The sequence below is a fragment of the Cellulomonas oligotrophica genome, assembly GCF_013409875.1.
Taxonomy (GTDB): domain Bacteria; phylum Actinomycetota; class Actinomycetes; order Actinomycetales; family Cellulomonadaceae; genus Cellulomonas; species Cellulomonas oligotrophica.
Genome location: NZ_JACCBK010000001.1, coordinates 1,562,416 through 1,586,717 on the forward strand (window position 1 = coordinate 1,562,416; position 24,302 = coordinate 1,586,717).

Consider the following 24,302-nt stretch of genomic DNA (forward strand, 5'->3'; position numbering starts at 1 on the left):
GCGCCCCGGGGGCCCCGCACCCGACCGTCGGTCACCTGACGGCCGACGGAAAGTCATCGGAAGTCGTGACAGACCCCACCCGATCGGGCTACGGTCCCCGGATGGACCTGGAGGTCCGCCACCTGCGGACGGTCGTCGCGGTCGCGACGCACGGCAGCGTCACCAAGGCCGCTGCCGCGCTGGGCCTCGCCCAGCCGGCGCTGAGCGCCCAGCTGGCCCGCATCGAACGTGCCCTCGGCGGGCCGGTGTTCGTCCGCGAGCCCCGCGGCGTGCGGCCCACGCCGCTGGGCCGGCTCGTCCTCGACCGCGCGGCCACCCTGCTTCCCGCGATGGACGCGCTCCACCACGACGCCCGCCGGACGGCCACCTCGGGCGCCGACCCCCGCGAGCTGCGGCTCGCCGTCGTGGGCACCGCGCTCGTGGCCGCCCTGGCCCGCGTGCTGCACGACGACGACCGGCGCGTCGCCCTGCGCTCGCGCTGGTGCGCGCAGGACGGGGCGGACGACGTCGCGGGCGGCGCGGCCGACGCGCTCGTCGCCGGGATGTGCGCCGACGCCCTGCCGCCGGTGGCCCCCGGCGTGCAGTGGCAGCGCGTGGGGACCGACCCGCTGCACGCGCTCGTCGCCGCGGGCCGGCCGGTCGCGCCGGACGGCACGGTCGACCTCGCCGAGCTCGCGGACGCGGACTGGGTCGCGCACCCGGCCGACGACTGCGGGGCCCGGTGCTTCGCGGCCGCGTGCGCCCGTGCGGGGTTCACGCCGCGCAGCCGGGGCGAGTGCGAGCCGGCGGTGGCGCTCGACCTGGTCCGCGCCGGGCTCGCCGTCGCGCTGGCCCCGGCGGCGGCGACCCACGGGCGCGGCGTGCGCGCGCTGCGGATCGAGGGCGACCCCGTGCGCCGCGCCACGTGGGTGGCGTGGCACGCGTCGACCCCGGCGGACGTGCGCGAGGCGGTCCTGCACGCGGCCCGCGAGGCACGTCGCCGCCCGGAGGTCGGTACTCCGCGGGCGGTATGACCTAAGCGTTATCTGTGAAGTTACTGTGGTCAGCATCTACCTTGACGGCTGTCGGGAGACACCCGGACGAGATCGACGGAGAGGCTGACCATGTCGACCCACCGCACTCACGCACCAGCACGGACCTCACGCCTGCGCCGCACCGCCGCGGTCGGCGCCGCGGTCTGCGCGCTTCTGCTCGCCCCGCTCGCCGGCGGTGCCAGCGCCGCCGGCGGTACCGCCGCCGCCAGCGGGCTGCCGGAGCAGGTCCTCGACGCGCTCGAGCGCGACCTCGGCGTCCCGCGCGCCGAGGCCGCCCAGCGCCTGACGTTCCAGGCCAACGCCGCCACGCGGGCCCGCTCGCTCGAGCGCACGCTCGGCGACTCGTTCGCCGGCTCGTGGGTGGACCCGGAGGCCGGGACCCTGCACGTGGCCACGACCGAGCCGGCGCTCGTGCGCGGCCCGGCCGCCCAGGGCACGACGGCGGTCAAGGTGACCCGCACGCTCGACCAGCTCGAGGGCTGGACCGCCGACATCGCGGCCGAGGCCGTGCCGACGACGATCGCCTCGTCCTACGTCGACGTGACCACCAACACCGTCGTGGTCGAGGCCGTCGGGTCCAGCACGGCCGCCGCGGAGGCGCTCGTCGAGGCGGCGGGGGTGCCCGCCTCGGCCGTCACCTACACGACCACCGCGGAGGCGCCGCGGACGTTCATCGACGTCGTGGGCGGCAACGCGTACTACATCGGCGGCTCCCGCTGCTCCGTCGGCTTCGCGGTCCAGGGCGGGTTCGTCACCGCCGGCCACTGCGGCCGCACCGGTGCCACGACGTCCTCGCCGACCGGCACGTTCCGCGGGTCCTCCTTCCCCGGCAACGACTACGCCTACGTCCAGGTCGCGTCGGGCAACGCGCTCATCGGCGCGGTGAACAACTACTCGGGCAGCCGCGTCGCCGTGCTCGGCTCCCAGCAGGCGTCCGTGGGCGCGTACGTCTGCCGCTCGGGCAGCACGACCGGCTGGCGCTGCGGGACGGTCCAGGCCTACAACTCGACCGTGCGCTACGCGCAGGGCACCGTCACGGGCCTCATCCGCACCACGGTCTGCGCCGAGCCGGGCGACTCGGGCGGCTCGCTGATCGCCGGCAACCAGGCGCAGGGCGTGACCTCGGGCGGCTCGGGCAACTGCCGCACCGGCGGGACGACGTACTTCCAGCCGGTCAACGAGATCCTCTCGGCCTACGGGCTGACGCTCGTCCGCGGCTGACGCCGTGCACCAGGTGCGGACCGGGGCACGGCCCCGGTCCGCACCGCCGCGCCTGCGCCCGGAGCGCCGCCGTCACGACCAGCCGAGGTCGTGCAGCCGGTCGTCGTCGATGCCGAAGTGGTGGGCGATCTCGTGGACGACGGTGATGGTGACCTCCTCGACGACCTCGTCCCGGTCCTCGCACAGCGCCAGCGTGGGGTTGCGGAACACGAAGATCCTGTCCGGCAGCGACCCGGCGGCCCAGGACTCGCCCCGCTCCGTCAGCGGGGTCCCCTCGTACAGCCCCAGCAGGTCGGGCTCGTCCGGGGGCGGCTCGTCCTCCACGAGCACCACGACGTTGTCCATCATCGCGGCGAGCTCCTCGGGCACCTCGTCGAGGGCGTCGCGCACCGCGTCCTCGAACTCCTCGCGCGTCATCTCGACCACGACCCCCATCCTGCCCCGCGCCGGGCACCGCACGCGGCGCGCGACGGACGTCACCTCGGACCGGCTTTGGCGATCCGGCCCCGAGCCCGTATGCTCATTCCCGGTCCGGCGCCTCGTCGCAGGGGCGGACATCGCCCTCATCGTCTAGCGGCCTAGGACCCCGCCCTTTCACGGCGGTAGCACGGGTTCGAATCCCGTTGGGGGTACGACTTCGTGCGATGCAAGATCTGCTGGAACCTTGTGCGACCATGGTCGCCACGAGGCCCCGTAGCGCAGTTGGTTAGCGCGCCGCCCTGTCACGGCGGAGGTCGCGGGTTCAAGTCCCGTCGGGGTCGCTCGAGAAGCCGGTCGTGAGACCGGCGTTCTCGTCTCCGGGCTCTGTAGCTCAGTTGGTAGAGCGTTCGACTGAAAATCGAAAGGTCACCGGATCGACGCCGGTCGGAGCCACGCCAGACGGCCCCCGCGGACTCGTCCGCGGGGGCCGTCGCCGTCTGCCAGCGCCTTCTGCCAGCACCGAGCCTCGCCCCGTCGAGCGGCCCTCCGCGCCTGTCACGTCGCAGGATCACCCGCTCCGTGGCGCCCGGACCGGGGCGCACGGGCCCATCGTCCCGCACGCCGGCACGCCCCCGCTCCTACCGTGGAAGGGCAGTCTCCCTCCACCGACGAAGGAACGACCGTGACCACGACGACCACGCCGCGCAGGCCTGGCACCTGGACCCTCGACACCCTCCCCACGCCCACCACGGACCGGCGGCCCGCACCGTGCGTGGAGCACGAGCTCTCGGGCGCGACGCACGTGATCATCCCCGTGCCGGCCCCCACGCACCCCGCCGGCGAGCTGGTGCACCCCTGGGTCGACTGACACCCTCACCTCACCGGCCGGCAGCGCCACCGGGCGCCGCCGGCCGACGCGCGGCCCGCGGCGCCCGGTGGGCGCCTCGCCTCGCGCCGCGGACTCCTGACCAGCAGACTGGGTACTCGCAGCACCCAGTCGGCGAGGAAGGTCAGCCATGGTCACGCACACCGGATGGTCGAGCGACACGAGCACCGAGGACCCACGGTCCCTGGGCGAGCTCGTCAGCGACCTCAGCGAGCAGGCGTCGCGGCTCGTGCGCGCCGAGATCGACCTGGCGAAGGCCGAGGTGGCCGCGAAGGCCCAGCAGGCCGGCATCGGCGCCGGGCTCCTCGCCGGCGCCGGGGTGCTGGCGCTCTACGCCTTCGGGGCACTGGTCGCCACCGCGATCATCGCGCTGTCCAACGCGGTGGCGCCGTGGCTCGCCGCGCTCCTGGTGACGGTGGCGCTGCTGCTGCTCGCCGGGGCGCTCGCCGCCGTCGGGGTGAACCGGCTCAAGAAGGGCGTGCCGCCGACGCCGGAGCACGCCGTGGAGAACGTCCAGGAGGACGTGGCGGCCGTGAAGAAGGGGTTCGGGGCATGAGCACGCACGACGGCACCTCCTCGGACGAGACGCGCTTCACGACGCCCCGGATCGCGGCGCTGGAGGCCGAGGTCGCCCTGTCGCGGCAGCAGCTGGCGGCGACGGTCGACGCGCTGTCCACGCGCGTGGACCCCCGCGTGCAGGCCCAGCGGGCTGTGGACGGCGGACGACGGCTCGTGCAGGACGCCCGCGACCCGGACGCGCTGCCCGAGGAACGGGCGAGGGCGCGCACCGTGCTGGCCGTCGCCGGCGGCGTGGCGGCGCTCCTGGCGGTCGGGGTCGTCCGCCGGCTGCGCGGCTGACGCGCCCGCACGCCCCCACCTCGCGGTCGCCCAGGCGCACGGCGGTCACCGAGGCGGACGGCTGCGACCCCCGCGTGCGGGGCCGGATCGGCCCCGGGCGTCCGGGTCAGGGGCCATCGGCCCCTGAACGGCACAGGTCGTCGGTCCGGCGGTCACGCGCGGGTGCGCACGTGCCCGCCGGACCGACGACCTGGACGGGTCGTGCGGTCAGCGCTCGTCGGCGCGCTGCTGCGGGACGCCCGTGAGGAGCTCGCGCACCTCGGACTCCCGGTAGCGACGGTGGCCGCCGAGCGTGCGGATCGACGAGAGCTTGCCCGACTTGGCCCAGCGCGTCACGGTCTTCGGGTCGACGCGGAAGAGCGTCGCCACCTCGGACGGTGTGAGCAGGGTCTCGCTGTCGGACGAATGAGTGACGGACATCAGCTGCCTCCTTCGTGTGCGGCCCGGAACGCTCCACGCCCCCCCGGGTCAGGTCTGCGCCGGCTTGCGACAGTCTGTCGCTGACTAGCATGGACGAATCTCGCACACCGGGCACTCCAGGACACATCTCGGTCACGACGTCGACGTCGTGGTGACGCTCCCAGGGCCCCGGATGCCTTCTCCGTCCGCCTTCTCCTCCAGGGTAGACCCGCCACAAATCCGGACAACACGGACGCACGTCCGGGTGACGCCGACCACGGACGGTGGGCCGCACGGGTGAATCGTCACAGCCGTCGGCGGCCTCGTCACACGCACCCCGACACCCGGCGGCCGCGACGGCCACGTCAGGCCTGGCCGGATGACCTGCGGGGACGGCGGACAGGGCGGCAGGGGGTCGCTGGGCACGCGCGGACCGGTACGCACTGCGGGCTCGACGATCGTTCATGTGTGATCTACATCACATTCACTGACCGGACGTCCGGTCTCGCCCCTCGGGACGCCGCACGGACCCGCCCCGAGGGCACCGACCCGCCACCCGATGAGACGTACGCCGCTCCCCGGTCGGTGGTCGGAATGGATCTCGACCATGTACCGTTGCCCCACGAACAGACTGAACAGCACCCCGGGGCCGCACGTGTGAGCACGGAGCCGCCCCGCTTCCACGTTAGAGGGGGTCGATGCCATGGGGCGCGGCCGTCAGAAGGCTAAGCAGACGAAGGTCGCCCGGGAGCTGAAGTACTTCAGCCCGGACACCAACTACAGGGCCCTCGAGCAGGAGCTCTCGTCGCACAGCCGCAACGATCTCGTCACGGGACGCCGCAGCGCGGTGGACACGGACGACGACCCCGTTGACTGGGAGCGCTGGTCGCCGGGGGACGACGACCGCTGAGCCTCTGGCTCGGCGACCCCAGCGCACCTGAGCGTCACGGCGAGGGCAGCCGTCGACGCACGTGATCGACGCGTCCCCGTGGTGAGCCCTGTCCGTCCCGGACGGCGGCCTGCACCGCGGGGACGTTTCGCTGCCCGGCCGTCCACCACGTCCTGAGGTCGCGACAGGCGCACGACTCCCCGCGTCCGGCAGGTGCGTCACCACCGCGCCACGAGAGCGGGCCCGGTCCCACCGGCGGTGCTGCGGGACCGGGCCGCGCCCTCAGGACGTGCGGTAGGTGCCGTGCAGGCGGACCGCGCCGCCCTGGACGCCCTTGGTCCCCGCGACGACGTCGGGAGCGGTGAGGTCGGCCTCGACGGCGTCGCGCACGGTGCCGAGCACCCACGCAGGCATCCCCCGGTCGCGCGCGGCCAGCGCGAGGTCGTCGACGACGTCCGCCGCGACGACCGCGACCATCCCGACACCCAGGTTGAGCGTGGCCTCCAGGTCCCGCCACGGCACCTGCCCCAGCTGCTGGACCAGACCGAACACCGGCGGCAGCTGCCACGAGGTCCGGTCGACGTCGGCCACCAGCCCGGCCGGGAGCACGCGCGCGACGTTCGCCGCCAGCCCGCCACCCGTGACGTGGCTGAACGTGTGCACGCCCGCCACCCCGAAGCGCTCCACGAGCGCGAGGCAGTCCGCCGCGTACACGCGGGTCGGCTCGAGCAGCTCCTCGCCGAGGGTCCGGCCCAGCTCGTCGACGTGGCGCTCCAGGGCCCAGCCGGCCTGCCGGACGACCGCCCGCACGAGCGAGTACCCGTTGGAGTGCAGCCCGGACGAGCCGAGCGCGACGAGCACGTCACCGGCGCGGACCCGCTCCGGCCCCAGGAGCCCGTCGGCCTCGACGACCCCGGTCGCGGCACCCGCCACGTCGTACTCGTCGGGTCCGAGCAGCCCGGGGTGCTCGGCGGTCTCGCCGCCGACCAGCGCCGTGCCGGCGACCGAGCAGGCGGCCGCGATGCCCCGCACGACGTCCGCGATGCGCTCGGGCACGACCCGGCCGCACGCGATGTAGTCCGTCATGAACAGCGGGGTGGCACCCACGACGACGATGTCGTCGACGACCATGCCGACCAGGTCGAAGCCGATGGTGTCGTGCACGTCCATCGCCTGCGCGATCGCGACCTTCGTGCCGACGCCGTCGGTGGAGGTCGCCAGCAGGGGACGGCGGTACGCGGTGAGCGCGCTGGCGTCGAACAGACCGGCGAAGCCGCCGACCCCGCCGAGCACCTGCGGCCCGTGCGTGGCCCGGACGGCGTCCTTCATCAGCTCGACGGCGCGGTCGCCGGCCTCGGTGTCCACACCGGCGGCGGCGTACGTGACGGGGGCCCCGGCGGGCGTCGCGGCGTTCACGGGTGCTCCAGCGCGCCAGCGCCACCGGTGGCCGCGGCGATGGTCATCAGCCCGTCCTCGGGCGGCCCCAGGGGCAGCTCGTTCTGCTCGAGGAGGTGCTTGCCCAGCCGGTCCGCCGAGGGCAGCTCGATCGGGTAGCGCCCGCTGAAGCAGGCCGTGCACAGCTGGCTCGCGGGCTGCTCCGTGGCGGCGACGAGACCCTCCTCCGAGATGTAGCCGAGCGAGTCCGCGCCGAGCGACGACGCGATCTCCGCGACGCCGAGGCCGTTGGCGATGAGCTCGGCGCGGGACGCGAAGTCGATGCCGTAGAAGCAGGGCCACTTCACCGGCGGCGAGCTGATGCGCACGTGCACCTCCGCCGCACCGGCCTCCCGCAGCATCCGGATCAGCGCGCGCTGGGTGTTGCCGCGCACGATCGAGTCGTCGACGACGACGAGACGCTTGCCGCGGATCACGTCCTTGAGCGGGTTGAGCTTGAGCCGGATGCCGAGCTGGCGCAGCGTCTGCGACGGCTGGATGAACGTGCGGCCGACGTACGCGTTCTTGGTCAGGCCCTGGCCGAACGGGATGCCCGACTTCGCCGCGTACCCGACGGCCGCGGGCGTGCCCGACTCCGGCACGGGGATGACGAGGTCCGCCTCGACGGGGTGCTCGACGGCCAGCCGCCGGCCCATCGCGACCCGCGCCGCGTGCACGGAGCGCCCGTTGATCGACGTGTCGGGACGGGCCAGGTAGACGTACTCGAACACGCAGCCCGCGCGGTCCACGGGGGCGAACCGCGTCGAGCGCAGCCCGTCCGCGTCGATCGCCAGGAACTCCCCCGGCTCGACCTCGCGGACGAAGGACGCGCCGACGATGTCGAGGGCGGGCGTCTCGGACGCCACCACCCAGCCCCGCTCCAGGCGGCCCAGCACGAGCGGGCGCACGCCCTGCGGGTCGCGCGCGGCGTACAGGGTGTGCTCGTCCATGAAGACGAGGCTGAACGCGCCGCGCAGCCGGGGCAGGACCTCCAGGGCCGTCGCCTCGAGCGTGTGGTCGGGGTCGCCCGCCAGCAGGGCCGTCACCAGGGCCGTGTCGGTGGTGTTCCCGCGCGCGAGCTCGCCGCGCCGCTGGGCGCCGTACCGCTCCGCGACCAGGTCGACCAGCTCGGCCGAGTTGGTGAGGTTGCCGTTGTGGCCGAGGGCCACAGTGCCGGCCGCCGTGGCGCCGAGCGTCGGCTGGGCGTTCTCCCACGTGGAGCCACCGGTCGTCGAGTACCGGGCGTGCCCGATCGCGATGTGCCCCTGCAGGGCGTTCAGCGCCGTCTCGTCGAAGACCTGGGAGACCAGCCCCATGTCCTTGTACACGAGCAGCTGCTGGCCGTTGGAGGTGGCGATGCCCGCCGACTCCTGGCCACGGTGCTGCAGCGCGTACAGGCCGAAGTAGGCGAGCTTGGCGACCTCCTCGCCGGGTGCCCAGACGCCGAAGACTCCGCAGGCGTCCTGCGGGCCTTTCTCGCCGGGAAGAAGGTCGTGGTTGAGACGTCCGTCTGCGCGGGGGGCCACGTGACCATGGTTGCACACGTGCCCCGCGGCACCCGAACCCGTCCCGCGGACGGCGGCGCGTCGGCGGCGGTGCGCCGACGACGGTCAGCGGGCCCGTCGGCTGCGCCGGTCCGCCAGGAGCGCCACCACACCGCCCGCGAGCGCGCCGAGGATCGCACCGCCGGTGCCGACCACGGCCCGGACGCCACCGACGCCGTCGAGCACCGGCAGCAGCCCGCCACCGGCACCCTCGAGGGCGCGGTCGTCGCCGAGCACGGCGACGAGCACGACGGCGACGACGAGGCCGAGCAGTGCGCCGGTGACCACGAAGGCGCGGTAGCGCGGGGCGCGACGGACCCGCGCGGGCGTCGCCGTGCGCAGGAGCTCCTCCTCCGTCGGGACCGGCCCGGGCGCGGACGTGCCGGCAGCGGCCGGACCGTCGGCGGTCACGTCCGCGGGGTCGGGGACCTCGGGGGCCGCAGCAGCGGGGTCGCGGTCGTCGGGCACGCCGCGATCCTAGGTCAGGCGCGGGCGCGCGGCCTGCAGCGGGAGCAGGCCCGTCAGGTCGGCCCGCTCCCCCGACGCGTGCACGAGGCCCGCGGCGACGGCGTCGGCCCACGTCTGCGCCCCCGTGGCCAGCGCCAGCCACGTGCCGGGGTCGGTCTCGACGACGTTGGGCGGCGTCCCGCGGGTGTGCCGCGGCCCGGCGACGGCCTGCACGGCGCCGTCCGGCGGGACCCGCACCTCGACGGCGTTGCCCGGGGCGACGTGCGCGAGCTCCTCGAGCGTGAACCGCACGGCCGTGCGCCGCACGGCCGTCGGCGCTGCCGCGGGGTCCGCGCGCCAGGCCTGCACCGCGGCGCGCCCCTCGGCGGGATCGGTACGTCGACGCGGCGGCACCCCGACATCCTGCCGCACGCAGGAGCAGAGCACCCCGGAAGGGCTGGCCGGCCGGGCCGACGCCCCGCTACGGTGCACACCATGACCTCGACCTGCACCCGTGTCGCGTGGTGGCGGCTGCTCTGACGCAGCCGTAGGTCACCGACCCCGAGCTGCTCACGCGGCTCGGCGGGTCCCTCGGGGTACCGGCGTCCTTGCGCGGGCGGCTCCCGCCCCGAGGAGCTCCCATGCCCGTCCCCCCGCCACAGACGCCCCGGTCGCACGCACCCCGCACGTCCGACCTCGACCGCCCCGACGTCCTCACGCTCGACGACGTGCTGGCGACCGACCCCGGCCGTCACCGCGTCCTGACCGGGGACCGCCCGACGGGCGCGCTCCACGTCGGCCACCTCTTCGGCACCCTGCAGACCCGGGTCGCGCTGCAGCGGCACGGCGTCGACACCGTCGTCGTGGTGGCCGACTACCAGGTGGTCACCGACCGCGACGACGTGGGCGACCTGCCCACGGCGGTGCGCGACGTCGTGCTGGACCAGCTGGCCGCAGGGCTGGACCCCGTCGCGACGACGTTCTTCGTGCACTCGGCGGTGCCGGCGCTGCACCAGCTCATGCTCCCGTTCCTGTCGCTCGTCTCCGTGGCCGAGCTCGACCGCAACCCGACCGTGAAGGCCGAGCAGGCGGCCTCGGGCCGGACGTCGTCGGGCCTGCTCCTCACCTACCCCGTGCACCAGGCGGCGGACGTGCTGTCGGTGGGCGGGACGCTCGTGCCCGTGGGCCGCGACCAGCTGCCCCACCTCGAGCTCACGCGCACGGTCGCGCGGCGCTTCAACCGCCGGTACGGCCGCACGTTCGACGAGCCGAGCGCGCTGCTGTCGGACGCCCCGCTGGTGCTCGGCACCGACGGGACGAAGATGAGCAAGAGTCGCGGCAACGCGATCGAGCTGCGTGCTGACGCCGACACGACGGCCGCCGCGCTGCGGGGCGCGCGGACCGACTCCGAGCATGTCGTCACGTACGAGCCCGACCGGCGGCCCGAGGTGGCGAACCTCGTGCTGCTGGGGGCGCTGGCGTCGGGCCGGACGCCGCAGGACGTCGCCGCGGAGATCGGTGCGGCAGGTGCCGGCTCGCTCAAGAGGTTCGTCACGGACGCCCTGGTGGAGCACCTGGCGCCGCTGCGGGCCCGGCGCGCCGAGCTCGCGCGCGACCCGTCGGTCGTGGACGAGGTGCTCGCCCGCGGCGCGGAGCGCGCTGCCGCGCTGGCCGGAGCGACGCTCGCCGATGTCCGCCGTGCCATGCGGCAGACGACCTGAGCGGCTCAGCCGCGGCGACGACGGGCGGTGACCGCGAGGACGACGCCGAGCAGGACCACGCCGACCGCGCCGCCGAGCACGCGCCACGGGTCGAGCCCGGTGCGCGCAAGGGCACCGGCGACGGCACCCGCGGCGGCCGCGGCCCCTCCGACGACGGACCCCGCGGCCGGCCCCGGGACGCCGCCGGTCGGGGCGCCGCCGGTCGGGGCGTCGCCGGACGCGCCGAGGACGGTCACGCGCAGGGTGCCGTCGACGTCCGCGACACCGTCCGACAGGACGTAGGTCACCGTGACGACGCCGACGAACCCGGTGGTCGGGGCGACGTCGAGGGAGCCGTCGGGCCGCACGTGCACGCGCGCGCCGGCGTCGGCGGTCGCGGACGTCACGGCGAGCACCTGGTCGCCGTAGCCGGCCACGACGTTGGCGTCGGAGTCGTTCGCGAGCACGTCGACGCCGGTGGCGTCCGCGCCGGGGCGGACCGTCACGGCGTCGGCGGCCGCGACGGGCGGCGTGTTCGGCACCGTGACCGTCAGCGTCGCCGTGGCGGTGGCGCCGTGGCCGTCGTCGACCGTGCAGGTGAGCTGGTCGACGCCGAGGAAGCCGGGGGTCGAGCGGTACCGCACGACCGGGGTGCCGCGGACGGTCACGACGCGCGCCGACCCGTGCGCCGGCGCACCGGCAGTCAGGGCGAGGTCGTCGCCGTTGTCGTCGGCGGCCCCGTCGAGCACGGGCACGTCGACGCCGCGCACGGGGTCGGCGGTGACGGCGGCGTCGTCCAGGCGCGGCGCGACGTTGAGCACCGTGAGCTCCAGCGTGCCGGGCACGTCGACGACGCCGTCGCTGACGACGTAGGCGACCGTGAGCGTGCCGGACCGGCCGGTGCGGGGGGTGACCACGAGCGCGCCGTCGGCGTCGACGTGCACGTCCGCACCGTCGGAGGTCGCGTCGGCGACGGTCAGCACCTGGTAGCCGTGGGCGGCGTTCTCGTCGACGACGTCGGCCCGCACGGGCACGGTCACCGTCTGGCCGGGGGCGGCGGACGCCGACGTCGCGACGGCCGACAGGTCGGGCTCGGCGTTCTCGACGGCCACGGTGACCTGGCCGGTGGTCACGTCGACCCCGTCGGTCACGGCGTAGTCGAACGTGACGACGCCCGTCCAGCCCGGGGGCGGGGCGTAGCGGACGTTGCCGCGCACGTCCTGCGCGTCGCCGCGGGGCGTGCCGTCGGGGTCGACGGGTGCCGTGACGGAGCCGGGGACCAGCTGCACGGGGTCGCCGTCGTCGTCGACGTCGTTGCGCGTGACGTCGATCGTCACGGTCGTCGACGTGGCCGTCGTGCGGAGGTCCTCGGCGGCGGCGACCGCCGTGTTGACGACGCTCACGACGAGCGTGCCGTCGACGACGTCGACGCCGTCGGAGAGCCGGTAGGTGACGACGACGTCGCCGAGGTACCCGGCGGCGGGCTGCACGACGACCGCCCCGTCGGGGTCGACCTCGGCGGCGCCGTGGTCCGCGGCGGCGGAGAGCACGGCGAGCACCTGGCCGCCGACGCCGGCGACGACGTTCGCGTCCCAGTCGTCGTCGAGGACGTCGACGGGGCCCGTGGACGCGCCGCGGGTGGTGGTGGCCGTGTCGGGGACCGCGACGGGCGGGGCGTTGGCCACCTGCACGCGCAGCGTCGCGGTGCCGCTGCCGCCGTGGGTGCGGTCGACGACGGTGTACGCGACCTCGTCGGTGCCGACGAACCCGGGTGCGGGCGTGTAGCGGACCCGCTGGGCGCCGACCGGCCCGACGACCTGGACGGTCGCGCCCGACGCGCCCTGCAGCAGGGCGTCGGTGATCTCCAGGGCCCCGCCGACGGGTGCCGCGTCGTCGGCCAGCACGTCCACGTCGACGGCGGTGCCCGAGGGGGTGGTGGCCGTGTCGTCGCCGGCGACGAGGCCGGCGACGACGGTGACGACCACCGTGGCGGTCGCGGTGCCGCCGCGCCCGTCGGCGACCGTGTACGTCAGCGTCTCCTGGCCGGTCCAGCCCGCGGCGGGGGGCGTGTAGACGAGCTCGCCGTTGACGACGCCGGCGACCCCCTCGACGGCGGGGGTCACCGCCGTCACGGCGAGGTCGTCGCCGTCGTGGTCGACGTCGTCGTCCGTCACCGGCAGGGTCCGCGGCGCGCCGCCGGCCACGACGTCGAACGCGTCGTCGGACGCCACGGGGACCGTGTTGGTGACCGTCACGTGCAGCGTGCCCGTCACGGTGTCCGTGCCGTCGCTGACCTCGTACGTCACGACGAGGTCGCCCACCCAGCCCGGCGGGGGCGTGACCTCGACCCAGCCGTCCGCGGTCACCACGGCCGTCGCACCGGGGTGGTCGACGTCCGCCGAGACGACGGCGAGCACCTGGTCGCCGAACCCGGCGTCCGCGTTCGCGTCGCTGTCGTCGGCGAGCACGTCGACCGCGACCGGCCGGCCCACGGACGTGGTCGCGACGTCGTCGACGGTCTGCGGCGGCGCGTTGGCGACGTCGACGACCACCGTCGCCGCCGCGGACCCGCCCTGGCCGTCGTCGACCACGTACCGCAGCTCGACGAGGCCGACGACGCCCGCCGCGGGGGTGAACGCCACCACGGGCCGCCCGCCCGCGTCGGTCGTGACCTCGGCCGTGCCGAGCGCCGCGTCGACGTCGACCGACGAGATCGACAGGTCGTCGGCGTTGGCGTCGGTGTCGTTGGCGAGGACGTCCAGCTCGACGCGCTCCGCCGGGCCCGCCGTCGCGACGTCGTCGACGGCCACGGGCCCCGCGTTCGCGACGGTGACCGTCAGGGTGCCCGGGACGGTCGCGACGCCGTCGGACACGTCGAACTGCACCGCGACCGGGCCCGCGTACCCGGCGTGGGGCGTGACGCGCAGGCGCCCGTCGGGCTGGACCGTCACGTCCGCGTGGTCCGCGGACGCCGCCACGACCGACAGCTGCTGGTGGCCCGCTGCGACGTTCGGGTCGACGACGGACGCGAGCACGTCGACGTCGAGGGCGTCGGCGGGGCCGGTGCTCCGGCTCAGGTCCGCGACCTGCGGGTCGGCGTTGAGCACCGTGACGCGCAGGACGCCCGGGACGGCGTCCTGGCCGTCGGAGACCTCGAGGTCCACGCGGACCTCGCCGACGAACCCGGGGGCGGGCGTGACCACGAGCCGGCCGTCGTCGTCGACGAGCACCGTGGCCCCCTCGTCGGCGGTCGCCTGGACGACCTGGAGGGTCTGGTGCCCGGCGGCCACGTTGGCGTCCTGCACCGCGTCCAGCACCGGGACGGTCACCGGTGCGTCCGTCGGGGTGCTCGCCACCGCGTCCGGGACGACCGGCACGTCGTTGAGCACGACGACCGTGGCCGTGCCCGCCGCGGTGTCCGTCCCGTCCCCCGCGAGGTACGTGAAGGTCGCGGTGCCGGCCCAGCCTGCCGCCGGGGTGACGAGCACGACGCCGCCGTCCACGCGCGCGGTGCCGCGGGCCGCCCCCTGCGCGTCCACGAGGTCCGTCACCCAGACCAGCGTGAGCGGGTCTCCCTCGGGGTCGACGTCGTTCGCGAGCACGTCCAGCGGGACGTCGGTGGACGACGTCGGCGTGGTCAGCAGGTCCGCGACCGTCACGGGACCGTTGTTGAGGACCTCGACGCGCAGCGTGCCGTCGACCACGGCCACGCCGTCGGTCAGCCGGTACGTGACCTGCACCGTGCCGACGAACCCGTCGGCGGGCGCGACCGTCAGCGTGCCGTCGGGCGCGACCGTGACCGTCGCCCCCTGGTCCGCGGTGGCGTCCAGCACGGACAGCGCCTGCCCGCCGGAGCCGGCCGCCACGTTGGGGTCGGAGTCGTTGGCGAGCACGGGCACACCGGCCACCGGCACGCCGGCCCGGGTGCTCGCCGCGTCGTCGCGCGCCACCGGCGGGGCGTTCGTCACCGTCACCGTCACCGTGGCCGTCGCGGTGCTGCCGCGCCCGTCCGCGACCGTGTACCCCACCTGCTCGGTGCCGACGAAGCCGGTGGCCGGCGTGTACCGCACCACCTGCACCCCGCCGACGGTCGCGACCGCGACCGCCCCCGTCGCCGCGCGCCGGTCCACGCCGACGACCGTGAGCGTGTCGCCGTTCGCGTCCGTGTCGTCCGTCAGCACCGGTACGTCCACCGCGGTGGCGTGGGCGGTGGTCGCGGCGTCGTCGCCCGCGGTCGGGGCGGTGTTCGTCACCGTCACCTCGACGACGCCGCCCGCCGTGCCGCCGCGTCCGTCGCTGATCGTGTACGGCAGCGTGACCAGCCCGTCCCACCCCGTCGGCGGGGTGTAGCGGACCCGGCCCTCGGGCGTCACCGCCGCCGAGCCGCGCACCGTGCCGCCCGCGTCGACGGGGCTGCCGACCCCCGTCACCGCGAGCGTGTCCCCGTCGCCGTCCGTGTCGTCGGCGACCACGTCGACGGTCACGGGCGCGCCGCCGGCGGGCACCGTCGCGGTGTCCGGGTGCGCCACCGGGTCCTGGTTGAGGTCCACCGACGTCACGGTGACCAGGGCCTCCGACGTGCGACCCCGCTGGTCCACGACGAGGTAGCCGAACGTGTCCGTGGCACCCGCCGGCAGCCCGCCCGGCGGCTTGGTGTACGTCACCTGGCCGTCGGTGACCGTCACCGTGCCGCCCGCGGGCGTCGCCAGGCTCCCGGACATGACGACGTCGTTGCCGACGGCCACGCCCCGGACCGCGAGCACCTCGCCGTTCGGGTCGGTGTCGTTGGCCAGGACGTCCACGGCCGTCGCCGCACCCACGGGCACGTCCGTGTCCAGGTCGAGCGCGTCGTCGACCGCGACGGGCGCGTCGTTGAGCACGTCGACGCGCACGACCGCCGACGTCACGTTCCCGTCCGCGTCGGACACCGTGTACGTGAACGCGTCCCGGCCCGAGAAGTCCGGGTCCGGCACGTACCGGACCGTGTCCCCGACGACCGTGGCCGTGCCGTGCGCCGGCGCGGTCACGCCGACCACCGTGAGCGCACCGCCGCCGGCGGCCGACGCACCGTCGAGCACGGCCACGTCCGCCCCGGGCCGGCCCGGGGCGGGCGTGAGCACCACGAGGTGGTCGACGAGCGTCGGGGCGACGGTCTCCTGCCCCTCCTCGGGGTAGCCGTCCTCGTCGCCGACGCGCAGCAGCGCGGTGTTGCTCACCGAGCCGCCGACCGTCCCCGAGACCGCGCCCGTGTACGACAGCTGGGCGACGTTGACGAGGTCCTGGTCGAGGGCGACGTCGTCGTCGACCACGACCGAGAACGTGAACCGGCGGAACTCGAGGTCACCCTCGCCGTCCGTGCCCGGCATGTCACCGACGTGCACCTCGAGATCGCCCCCGCCGGCCGACCGGTAGCGACCGCCGTCGCCGTCCGGCGCCCCGCGGTCGTCCTCGTCCGTCAGCGGGACGCCGTCGAGCGACATGCTGCCGGGCACGTACGTCGTGCCCGTCGGCACCGCGTCGCGCAGCACGGGGTCGACCGCCGTGTCGAGGCCCTCGTTGAGGAAGACCATGCCGTACTCGACCGTGTCACCGGGGCCCACGACGCCGTCCGCGTCGGCCTCCGGGTCCCACGACGCCCACTTCACGAGCGACACGCTGGGCTCGTAGAGCTCCGTCTGGAAGGTGACCATGCCGACCCAGTACTGGTCCTGCGTGGTCGTCGCCCGCAGCGTGGCGCTCGTCGCGCCGTTCGCCAGCACCCCGTCCGCGTCGAACGTGTCGATGTCGAGGCCGAGCTGGTTGAAGTACAGGGGGTCGCGGCCCTGGTCGACCATGTACCCGCGTTCGCTGATCGTGGAGTTGAAGACGTTGTCCGGGTCACCCAGCACGTCCGTGAGCGCGTGGCCGTCCACCGAGAAGCTGTCCCCGGAGATGCCGCGGTCACCCTCGTACGTGACCGCGCCCAGCGTCGAGCGGACCTCGCCGTTCAGCGGGGTGCGGAACCCGTCGACCGTGAACTGCACGTCGCTGGACGCCGCGGCCTCGACCTCGGCGAACCCCCGGAACACGGTGAGGTTGCGCATCGGCTGGTACTCGTCGGCGACCACGACGACCAGCGACCAGCCTGCGAACCGGCCGATGTCGTTGCGCGTGGACTGCACGTTGCCCACGGTGTACGTGCCGGAGCCGGCGGCCGTGACCACGTCCGTGACGTCCAGGTACCCCTGGTAGCCCTCCGTGCGGGACGTCTGCGCGAAGTGGTCCGCCGTGACCGTCCGCCCCGGCAGGTCCGCGCCGGACTCGCTGTCCACCGCCAGCCACGCCCGGTGGCGCAGGTCAGGGTTGCTGCCCGTCGTGCTGGTCTGCGAGGTGCGCCCGCCCCAGACCAGCGCCGCGAACCGGACCGTGGAGCTGTCGGCGATGTGCAGCGACGCGCTCGACGAGCTGAACGTCGTGGCCCCGTCGGCGAGCACGTCGACGTACGCGCCGGACGAGCTCGACGAGAAGTCGGAGTTGTCCGCCGACCCGCCCGTGTCCTGCTGGACCGCCGGGCAGGACCGCACCCGGGAGCTGCAGGTCATCAGCGTGTTGCCCGTCATCACGATGGCACCGTGCTCGTTCGTCGAGTACACGGGCACGAACGCGTCGTCGACGTCCGCGCGCGCCGGCGCCGCCGCGACGAGCTGGGTCAGCAGCACCACCGCCGCGGCGAGGGCCGCGAGGAGGGCACGGCTGCCCCGACGGGTGTGCGGTCGAGCGGACATGCGGGGTGCTCCCGGGGACGAGGACGGATCCTCGTCCCCATCGACCGCCGCCCCGCCCGACATGGACGGGCGACCAGATGATCACCCGCCCCGGGCGGGGTGAAGTCGGCCCGCGGGCCGGACGCACCGGTCGGAACCGGGCGGACGCACCGCGGGAGCCGGGCGGTGGCCCCTGCCGGGCACGGGGCGAGGCCGCGGACGTCGGGGGGGAGGGACGTCCGCGGCCTCGCGGGGCCGCACGGGGGGATGTGCGGCCGTCGGACGGTCGCCCGGGTCGTGCCCCGGGCGACCGGGTCACCAGGTGGTGTTGCGCGCCATCTCCAGCGCGATCTCCTGCCACCACGCACCGGCGGTCGGGCCGCCGTTGCACGTGCCGTCGGACTCGCCCGGGCGCTTCACCCAGAGGACGGCGTCGAGCGCGGACGCGTCGTTCACGACCGCCGGGCGCTCGCCCAGGGCACGGCCCCGGGGGTTGCACCACTCACCGTTGGACCCGTTGCCGTTGCGGGACGTGTCGATGACGTACGTCGCACCGCCTGCCAGGCGGGAGACCTCCTCGCCGTACGCCTTGGCCTCGGACGTGGTCCGGTAGTTCGACGTGTTCAGCGCGAAGCCCTCGGCGTGGTCGAGGCCCACGAGCTGGAGGCGGCGCGCCGTCTCCTGCGCCGACAGCCAGGCCGAGTTGCCCGCGTCGATGTAGACCCGTCCACCGTGCTCGGTCAGCACGCGTGCGGCGTAGCGCAGGTACCCGACCCGGTCACCCTGGCCCTGGCAGTCGCCCAGCTGGGCGAGCGCGTCGGGCTCCAGCACGATCCAGGGACGCCCCTGGATCCCGTCGGCGACGGTGTCGATCCACCGGGCGTACTCGGACTCGGCGACGCCGCCGCCCGAGTAGGAGCCGCAGTCACGGCCGGGGATCGCGTAGACCACGATCACGGGCGTCGCACCGGCGGCCTGCGCGCGTCCGGTGTAGCTGCGCACGTCCTGCTGGATCGTCGCCGCGGGTGCCCAGTCGCCGATCCAGAACGCCTGGGGCGTCTGCGCGATCTTGGCGAGCAGCGTCTTGTCCGTGCCCGACGCCGCCTGCCAGGCCGCGTACGCGGCCGTCGTCGGGTCGGTGTAGAACGTGCTCGTCGCGGGCACCGTGGGGGTGGGCGTCGGGGTGGGCGTGGGCGTGGGCGTCGGGGTGGGCGTCGCCGTACGGGTCGGTGTCGGCGTCGGGGTGGGCGTCGCCGTACGGGTGGGTGTCGGCGTCGGGGTGGGCGTCGCCGTGCGGGTCGGTGTCGGCGTCGGCGAGGCAACGGCACCCGTGCACGGGGTCCCGTTGAGCGTGAACGACGTCGGGGCCGTGTTGCTGCCCGACCACGAGCCGTTGAACCCGAACGACACCGACGCGTCCGTGGCGAGGCGGCCGTTCCACCCGAGGTTGGACACCTGGACCTGCGAGCCGGTCCCCATCACCGAGCCGTTCCACAGCTGCGTGATCCGCTGACCGGCGGGGAAGGTCCAGGCGAGGTTCCACGCGGTGAGCGGGTCGCCCAGGTTGGTGACCTTGACGTCGGCGCCGAAGCCGCCGGGCCACTGGCTGGTGACGGTGTAGTCGACGCGGCATCCGGGCGCGGCCTGCGCCGCGGTCACCGTCGCCGCCGTGACCACCCCGGCCAGCAGGGCGCCGGCCGTGGCGACGGCCGCGACCTTGCGGCGTGTCGTCGAGAGGCGGGTGAACATGGGCGGTGCTCCTCAGGATCGGGTGCAGGGCGGTGCCGGCGGTTCACCCAGGGAACCCGATCCGACGCCTCCTGGCGACCCCTTCGCGCAAGTCCTCACAGATCTGTCATGTGCGCGGCCCGTGCGCGCGGGCGGCCGGCTCAGGCCCGCGGGGGCCCCGGGCTGCGCCGCCGGGCCCGCTGCACCCGACGCACCCGCGCGTGCTCCAGCGCCGCCAGGCGGGCGTCCGCACGGCGCGCGTGGTGCGCGGCCTCCCGCTCGAGGCGCCGCCAGCTGTCCAGCCGTCGGGCCGGCAGGTCACCGGCCTCGACGGCGGCCAGCACGGCGCACCCGGGCTCGGCGTCGTGCGCGCAGTCGGCGAACCGGCACCGCTGCGCGAGCCCCGCGACGTCGGAGAACGCGACGTCGAGGGCGCCGGCGTCGGCGACGAGGCCGACGCCGCGGATCCCGGGGGTGTCGACGAGCATCGCACCGCCGGCGAGCGGCACCAGCTCGCGGTGCGTCGTGGTGTGGCGGCCCCGCCCGTCGGCGCGCACCTGCGACGTCGCCATCACCGGAGCACCCGCGAGCGCGTTGACGAGCGTGGACTTGCCGGCCCCCGAGGGCCCGACGACGACGAGCACGACGCCGGGGGCGAGCAGGTCCCGCACAGGCTCCAGGCCCGTGCCCTCCTGCACGCTCACCGCGTGGACGTCCACGCCCGGGGCCACCGCGGCGACGTCCTGGCGCATGCCGGCCGGGTCGGGCACGGCGTCGGCCTTGGTGAGCACCACGACGGGTCGGGCGCCCGACCGCCAGGCCAGGGTCAGCAGCCGTTCGACACGGCCCAGGTCGGGGTCGGGGTCGAGGTGCTCGACGACGAGGACGACGTCGACACCGGCGGCGAGGACCTGCTCGTGGGAGGTGCGGCCCGCCGAGTCGCGCACGAGGACGCTGCGCCGGGCGTGCACGGCCTGCACGTGCGGCTCGTGACCGGTCGTCGCGAGGTCGACGCGGTCGCCGACCGCGAGGGGGCTGCGCGTGCCGTCCGGCAGCGGGGCGGCGCCGTCGCGGTCCACGACGGCACGGCGCGGCTCGGACGTCACGTCGTCGACGGGGACGACGAGGACGGCACCGCGGTCCACGCGCACGACGAGATGGACGCCGGCGGGCGCCGCACCGGACGGCACGGCGGGCACGGCGTCCGGACCGGGCTCGGCGGCCGGGGCGGGCTCGGCGGCCGGGGCAGGCGACGACGGGACGGGCTGCACCCGCCTGACGCTAGGCGCGCCCGGCCCGCGCGGCGACGCCTTTTCGCCGGCCCCTGGGCCCGTCGGCGGTCACTGCTCGAGGTACGTGGACCCGCCCGGGACGCCGAAGACGTCCTCCAGCGACGTGCGGCCCTCGGCGTGCATCCAGCCCGCGAGGTCGCGACCGACCCAGCGCAGGTGCCACCCCTCGGGCGCGTACCCGGTCGTCTCGGTGTTCTCGGGCGTGTAGCGCACGAGGAAGCCGAACTCGTGGCCGTGCTCGGCGACCCACCGGCCCTCCGCGGTCTGCGCGAAGCACGTCTGCAGGTCGCACGAGGGGTTCGAGGCGGAGTCGACGTCGAGCGCCAGGCCGGTCTGGTGCTCGGAGAAGCCGGGGCGGGCCGAGTACCGCTCGGCGTGCTCGAACCCGCGCCGCTGCTCCACGGCCGCCCGCGCGGCGGCCTGGCCGGCGTAGGAGCGGTAGCCGTCGCGCGGGAGGATCTCGACGCCGTCGGCGGCCGCTGCCTCGAGCATCGCCTCGAGGTCCGTGGCGACGGCGGCGCGCACCTGCACGCCGTCGACGGCCACGAGGTCGTCGGGCGCCCAGTCGCTCGGCGTGAGGGGGTGCTGCTTGTTGACGACCACCCAGGGGCTGGCGGGGTCGGTCGTCGACAGCGCCGTGAGGTCGAACCCGGCCTCCGCGGTCGTCGGCTCGGCGTCCGGCTCCGGCTCCGGCTCGGGGGCCGTGTGCGTGAGCGCGCCGGCCCACGCCTCGACCTGCGCGACGGGGGTCGCGCCGCCGCCCTGACCACCTCCGGCGATCGCCCAGGTCACGAAGGCCACCGCGGCCAGGGTCGCGACCGTGAGCACGCTCACCACCGCCGTGCGTCGAGATCCGCGTCGCTGAGCCACGGCTGCATGCTAGGGCGGACCGGGACGATCTGGCCCGAACCGGACGGATGTCCACCCGTCCGGCGGTGCGTCCGTGCACCCTCCCGGGCGACGGTCGGGCACGTCGGGGCGCGGCGCCGTCCGGCCGTGCCCCGACGAGTCCCGACGTGCCGTCAGCCGAACAGGCGCGGGAGCGTCGCCTCCCACACCTCGCGGGCCTCGTCGAGAGGCACGGTGAACAGACCGCGCACCTCGACCGCCGCGACGTGCGCGTGGTCGCCGTCCTCGGCGGGCGTGCCCGCACCCGGGGAGCACGTCTCGGCGGTCTCCCCCAGGCGCAGCGCCGGCACGCCGCGCGCGGTGCACAGGTCGAGCAGGCGGACCTCCTCGGAGCGGGGCACCGCGACGAGCACGCGGGCCGTCGACTCCGACAGCAGGGCCTCGAAGGGCGTCAGGCCGTCCCGCGCGCACAGCGCGTCGAGGTCCACCTGGACGCCGACGCCGTACCGCAGGCTCGACTCGAGCAGCGCCTGGGCGAGGCCGCCCTCGGACAGGTCGTGGGCGGCGTCGACGAGACCGTCGCGGGCCGCCTGGGCGAGCACCTGCGCGAGGCGGCGCTCGGCGTCGAGGTCGACCCGCGGGGGCGTCCCACCCAGGTGCCCGTGCACGACGTCGGCCCACGCGGACCCGTCGAGCTCGGGGCGCGTGGTGCCCAGGAGGTACACGGCCTGCCCCGGGGCGCGCCAGCCCGAGCGCACGGCGTCGGCGACGTCGTCGATCACGCCGAGCACGCCGACGACGGGCGTCGGGTGGATCGCGGAGTCGACCTGGCCGGGCTCGCCCGTGCCGTTGTACAGCGAGACGTTCCCGCCGGTCACGGGCACCTCGAGGGTCTGGCACGCGTCGGCCAGGCCGCGGATCGCCTCGACGAGCTGCCACATGGAGTCGGGGTGCTCCGGGCTGCCGAAGTTCAGGCAGTCGGTGACCGCGAGCGGGCGCGCGCCGGTCGTCGCGACGTTGCGGTAGGCCTCCGCGAGCGCCAGCTGCGCCCCCGTGTACGGGTCGAGCTTGCCGTAGCGGCCGTTCGCGTCGGTCGCGAGGGCCACGCCGAGCCCCGTCTGCTCGTCGACGCGGACGACGCCCGCGTCGTCGGGCTGGGCGAGCGCGGTGTTGCCCTGCACGTACCGGTCGTACTGGTCCGTCACCCACGCCGGCGAGGCGAGGTTCGGCGACGCGAGCAGCCGCAGGACCGTCTCGCGCAGCTCGGCGGGGCTCGACGGGCGCGCGTACCGGGCCTTGCCCTCGGGGGTGCTGACGGAGTCGGCGACGAGCGCGTCCTGCCACGCGGGCCGCGCGTACGGGCGGTCGTAGACGGGTCCCTCGTGCGCGACCGTGCGGGGGTCGACGTCGACGATGCGCAGGCCGTGGTGGTCGATCGTCAGGCGCCCCGTGCCGGTGACCTCGCCGATGACCGCCGTCTCGACGTCCCAGCGCCCGGTGATCGCGAGGAACTCGTCGAGCTTCTCGGGACGGACGACGGCCATCATCCGCTCCTGCGACTCCGACATGAGGATCTCGCCCGCGGTGAGGGTGGGGTCGCGCAGCAGCACGGCCTCGAGGTCCACGTGCATGCCGCCGTCACCGTTGGACGCGAGCTCGCTGGTCGCGCACGAGATGCCCGCGGCGCCCAGGTCCTGGATGCCCTCGACGACCTTCGCCGCGTACAGCTCGAGGCAGCACTCGATGAGCACCTTCTCCATGAACGGGTCGCCGACCTGCACCGACGGGCGCTTCGAGGGCTTGGTGTCGTCGAAGGTCTCCGACGCGAGGATCGACGCCCCGCCGATCCCGTCGCCGCCCGTGCGCGCACCGAACAGCACGACCTTGTTGCCCACGCCCGAGGCGTTGGCCAGGTGGATGTCCTCGTGCCGCAGCACGCCCAGGCACAGCGCGTTGACCAGGGGGTTGCCCTGGTACGAGGCGTCGAACACCAGCTCGCCGCCGATGTTCGGCAGCCCGAGGCTGTTGCCGTACCCGCCGACGCCCGCGACGACGCCGTGCACGACCCGGGCCGTGTCCGGGTGGTCGACCGCGCCGAACCGCAGCTGGTCCATGACGGCGACGGGCCGCGCACCCATCGAGATGATGTCGCGCACGATCCCGCCGACGCCGGTCGCCGCGCCCTGGTAGGGCTCGACGTACGACGGGTGGTTGTGCGACTCGACCTTGAACGTGACGGCCCAGCCGTCGCCGATGTCGACGACCCCGGCGTTCTCGCCGATGCCGACGAGCAGGTGCTCGCGCATCGCGGGCGTGGTCTTGTCGCCGAACTGGCGCAGGTGCACCTTCGAGGACTTGTACGAGCAGTGCTCGGACCACATGACCGAGTACATCGCGAGCTCGGCGGCGGTCGGGCGCCGGCCCAGGATGTCGCGGATCCGCTGGTACTCGTCGGCCTTGAGGCCGAGCTCGGCCCAGGGCTGCTCGGCGTCCGGCGTGGCCGCAGCCTGCTCGACGGTGTCGGTCCGGTGGTGCGGGGCGTCGGGGCGCGCAGGTGCGGTGGTCATCGATTCCCTCGGTGGGGGCTCGGTCCCGGGGACGGGCGGGGCCCGGCCGGTCCCGCGCCGGGGTCGGCAGACGGCAGCAGCCTACCGGCGCCGGGGGCCGCCCGGACCCGCCGGCCCGTCGCGCCGCCCTGCCGCGACACGCCGACGACGCGCCGCCCGAGATGCACCCCCGGCCACGGTTCGTCACCGATCGACCCCCTCGTCCCGATCTGCCCGCTACCCTGCCGTCGCTCCCCTCCATGCCGGGTGACGTGCAACGACGTCACCGCCGGCGTCCGCACGCCCGAGACC

Annotated in this window: 18 protein-coding genes and 3 tRNA genes; 10 read left to right on the top strand and 11 right to left on the bottom strand. The window is 75.4% G+C overall.

Annotation, left to right across the window (positions count from 1 at the left end):
* Positions 1 to 101: 101 nt before the first annotated feature.
* A complete protein-coding gene (locus BKA21_RS06915; RefSeq protein ID WP_140457567.1) occupies positions 102 to 1,013 on the top strand; it encodes a LysR family transcriptional regulator in 912 nt (303 codons plus the stop codon).
* 90 nt (positions 1,014 to 1,103) lie between these two features.
* Positions 1,104 to 2,255 (top strand): S1 family peptidase, encoded by a 1,152-nt coding sequence (locus BKA21_RS06920; RefSeq protein WP_140457568.1) that lies wholly within the window; start codon positions 1,104 to 1,106, stop codon positions 2,253 to 2,255.
* Between the two features lie 72 nt (positions 2,256 to 2,327).
* Here the strand turns inward: BKA21_RS06920 and BKA21_RS06925 are convergent, their stop codons facing one another.
* Entirely contained in the window at positions 2,328 to 2,690 is a 363-nt protein-coding gene (locus BKA21_RS06925; RefSeq protein WP_140458354.1) for a metallopeptidase family protein, read from the bottom strand.
* 124 nt (positions 2,691 to 2,814) lie between these two features.
* Between BKA21_RS06925 and BKA21_RS06930 the strand changes: the two genes are divergently transcribed.
* The 6 genes from BKA21_RS06930 to BKA21_RS06955 all read left to right on the top strand — a co-directional run bounded on the left by BKA21_RS06930 (position 2,815) and on the right by BKA21_RS06955 (position 4,419).
* Positions 2,815 to 2,887, top strand: a tRNA-Glu gene (locus BKA21_RS06930).
* A 55-nt stretch (positions 2,888 to 2,942) separates the two neighbouring features.
* Positions 2,943 to 3,016: transfer RNA gene (locus tag BKA21_RS06935), tRNA-Asp, on the top strand.
* Between the two features lie 39 nt (positions 3,017 to 3,055).
* Positions 3,056 to 3,128 (top strand) — tRNA-Phe (locus tag BKA21_RS06940).
* 229 nt (positions 3,129 to 3,357) lie between these two features.
* On the top strand, positions 3,358 to 3,543 hold the full coding sequence (locus BKA21_RS06945; RefSeq protein WP_140457569.1) for a hypothetical protein: 186 nt from the start codon (positions 3,358 to 3,360) through the stop codon (positions 3,541 to 3,543).
* Positions 3,544 to 3,691: 148 nt separating this feature from the next.
* Entirely contained in the window at positions 3,692 to 4,117 is a 426-nt protein-coding gene (locus tag BKA21_RS06950; protein WP_140457570.1) for a phage holin family protein, read from the top strand.
* Positions 4,114 to 4,419: a DUF3618 domain-containing protein gene (locus BKA21_RS06955; RefSeq protein ID WP_140457571.1), complete on the top strand. Its 306-nt coding sequence runs from the start codon at positions 4,114 to 4,116 to the stop codon at positions 4,417 to 4,419. The genes BKA21_RS06950 and BKA21_RS06955 overlap by 4 nt, the downstream gene beginning before the upstream one ends.
* 207 nt (positions 4,420 to 4,626) lie before the next feature.
* On the opposite strand, the gene BKA21_RS06960 is transcribed toward BKA21_RS06955, so the two are convergent.
* Complete coding sequence (locus BKA21_RS06960; RefSeq protein WP_140457572.1) at positions 4,627 to 4,839, bottom strand: BldC family transcriptional regulator; 213 nt, start codon at positions 4,837 to 4,839, stop codon at positions 4,627 to 4,629.
* Positions 4,840 to 5,521: 682 nt separating this feature from the next.
* Here BKA21_RS06960 and BKA21_RS06965 point away from each other — a divergent pair.
* The gene (locus BKA21_RS06965; protein ID WP_140457573.1) at positions 5,522 to 5,728 is read left to right on the top strand and encodes a DUF3073 domain-containing protein; all 207 of its coding nucleotides are present in this window, start codon (positions 5,522 to 5,524) and stop codon (positions 5,726 to 5,728) included.
* Positions 5,729 to 5,989: 261 nt separating this feature from the next.
* Here the strand turns inward: BKA21_RS06965 and purM are convergent, their stop codons facing one another.
* The 4 genes from purM to BKA21_RS06985 all read right to left on the bottom strand — a co-directional run bounded on the left by purM (position 5,990) and on the right by BKA21_RS06985 (position 9,546).
* On the bottom strand, positions 5,990 to 7,123 hold the full coding sequence (gene purM / locus BKA21_RS06970) for a phosphoribosylformylglycinamidine cyclo-ligase (RefSeq protein WP_140457574.1): 1,134 nt from the start codon (positions 7,121 to 7,123) through the stop codon (positions 5,990 to 5,992).
* On the bottom strand, positions 7,120 to 8,667 hold the full coding sequence (gene purF, locus BKA21_RS06975; protein WP_140457575.1) for an amidophosphoribosyltransferase: 1,548 nt from the start codon (positions 8,665 to 8,667) through the stop codon (positions 7,120 to 7,122). Before purF ends, purM begins: the two co-directional genes overlap by 4 nt.
* An 84-nt stretch (positions 8,668 to 8,751) precedes the next feature.
* Positions 8,752 to 9,153 carry a histidine kinase gene (locus BKA21_RS06980; protein WP_218886986.1) on the bottom strand — a complete coding sequence of 134 codons (402 nt, stop codon included), beginning with the start codon at positions 9,151 to 9,153 and terminating at the stop codon, positions 8,752 to 8,754.
* A 9-nt stretch (positions 9,154 to 9,162) separates the two neighbouring features.
* Positions 9,163 to 9,546, bottom strand: coding sequence for a sterol carrier family protein (locus tag BKA21_RS06985; protein WP_140457576.1), 384 nt, complete (start codon positions 9,544 to 9,546; stop codon positions 9,163 to 9,165).
* 227 nt (positions 9,547 to 9,773) lie between these two features.
* On the opposite strand from BKA21_RS06985, the gene trpS reads away from it, so the two are divergent.
* Positions 9,774 to 10,853 (top strand): tryptophan--tRNA ligase, encoded by a 1,080-nt coding sequence (gene trpS, locus BKA21_RS06990; protein WP_140457577.1) that lies wholly within the window; start codon positions 9,774 to 9,776, stop codon positions 10,851 to 10,853.
* 5 nt (positions 10,854 to 10,858) lie between these two features.
* Here the strand turns inward: trpS and BKA21_RS06995 are convergent, their stop codons facing one another.
* The 5 genes from BKA21_RS06995 to purL all read right to left on the bottom strand — a co-directional run bounded on the left by BKA21_RS06995 (position 10,859) and on the right by purL (position 24,011).
* The gene (locus BKA21_RS06995) at positions 10,859 to 17,596 is read right to left on the bottom strand and encodes an Ig-like domain-containing protein (RefSeq protein ID WP_170208907.1); all 6,738 of its coding nucleotides are present in this window, start codon (positions 17,594 to 17,596) and stop codon (positions 10,859 to 10,861) included.
* A gap of 294 nt (positions 17,597 to 17,890) precedes the next feature.
* The gene (locus BKA21_RS07000; RefSeq protein WP_140457579.1) at positions 17,891 to 19,324 is read right to left on the bottom strand and encodes a glycoside hydrolase family 6 protein; all 1,434 of its coding nucleotides are present in this window, start codon (positions 19,322 to 19,324) and stop codon (positions 17,891 to 17,893) included.
* A gap of 140 nt (positions 19,325 to 19,464) precedes the next feature.
* Positions 19,465 to 20,574: a ribosome small subunit-dependent GTPase A gene (gene rsgA / locus BKA21_RS07005; RefSeq protein WP_239072714.1), complete on the bottom strand. Its 1,110-nt coding sequence runs from the start codon at positions 20,572 to 20,574 to the stop codon at positions 19,465 to 19,467.
* Between the two features lie 69 nt (positions 20,575 to 20,643).
* Positions 20,644 to 21,465 (bottom strand): M15 family metallopeptidase, encoded by an 822-nt coding sequence (locus BKA21_RS07010; RefSeq protein WP_140457580.1) that lies wholly within the window; start codon positions 21,463 to 21,465, stop codon positions 20,644 to 20,646.
* Between the two features lie 152 nt (positions 21,466 to 21,617).
* Positions 21,618 to 24,011 carry a phosphoribosylformylglycinamidine synthase subunit PurL gene (purL, locus tag BKA21_RS07015; protein WP_140457581.1) on the bottom strand — a complete coding sequence of 798 codons (2,394 nt, stop codon included), beginning with the start codon at positions 24,009 to 24,011 and terminating at the stop codon, positions 21,618 to 21,620.
* Positions 24,012 to 24,302 lie beyond the last annotated feature (291 nt).

Bases quoted from the DNA above. Each gene is read 5' to 3' on its own strand.
- BKA21_RS06955 (WP_140457571.1), top strand. From the start codon at position 4,114: ATGAGCACGCACGACGGCACCTCCTCGGACGAGACGCGCTTCACGACG.
- BKA21_RS06915 (WP_140457567.1), top strand. From the start codon at position 102: ATGGACCTGGAGGTCCGCCACCTGCGGACGGTCGTCGCGGTCGCGACG.
- trpS (WP_140457577.1), top strand. From the start codon at position 9,774: ATGCCCGTCCCCCCGCCACAGACGCCCCGGTCGCACGCACCCCGCACG.
- BKA21_RS06960 (WP_140457572.1), bottom strand. From the start codon at position 4,839: ATGTCCGTCACTCATTCGTCCGACAGCGAGACCCTGCTCACACCGTCC.
- BKA21_RS06925 (WP_140458354.1), bottom strand. From the start codon at position 2,690: ATGGGGGTCGTGGTCGAGATGACGCGCGAGGAGTTCGAGGACGCGGTG.
- BKA21_RS06920 (WP_140457568.1), top strand. From the start codon at position 1,104: ATGTCGACCCACCGCACTCACGCACCAGCACGGACCTCACGCCTGCGC.
- BKA21_RS07000 (WP_140457579.1), bottom strand. From the start codon at position 19,324: ATGTTCACCCGCCTCTCGACGACACGCCGCAAGGTCGCGGCCGTCGCC.
- BKA21_RS06965 (WP_140457573.1), top strand. From the start codon at position 5,522: ATGGGGCGCGGCCGTCAGAAGGCTAAGCAGACGAAGGTCGCCCGGGAG.
- BKA21_RS06995 (WP_170208907.1), bottom strand. From the start codon at position 17,596: ATGTCCGCTCGACCGCACACCCGTCGGGGCAGCCGTGCCCTCCTCGCG.
- purL (WP_140457581.1), bottom strand. From the start codon at position 24,011: ATGACCACCGCACCTGCGCGCCCCGACGCCCCGCACCACCGGACCGAC.
- BKA21_RS06950 (WP_140457570.1), top strand. From the start codon at position 3,692: ATGGTCACGCACACCGGATGGTCGAGCGACACGAGCACCGAGGACCCA.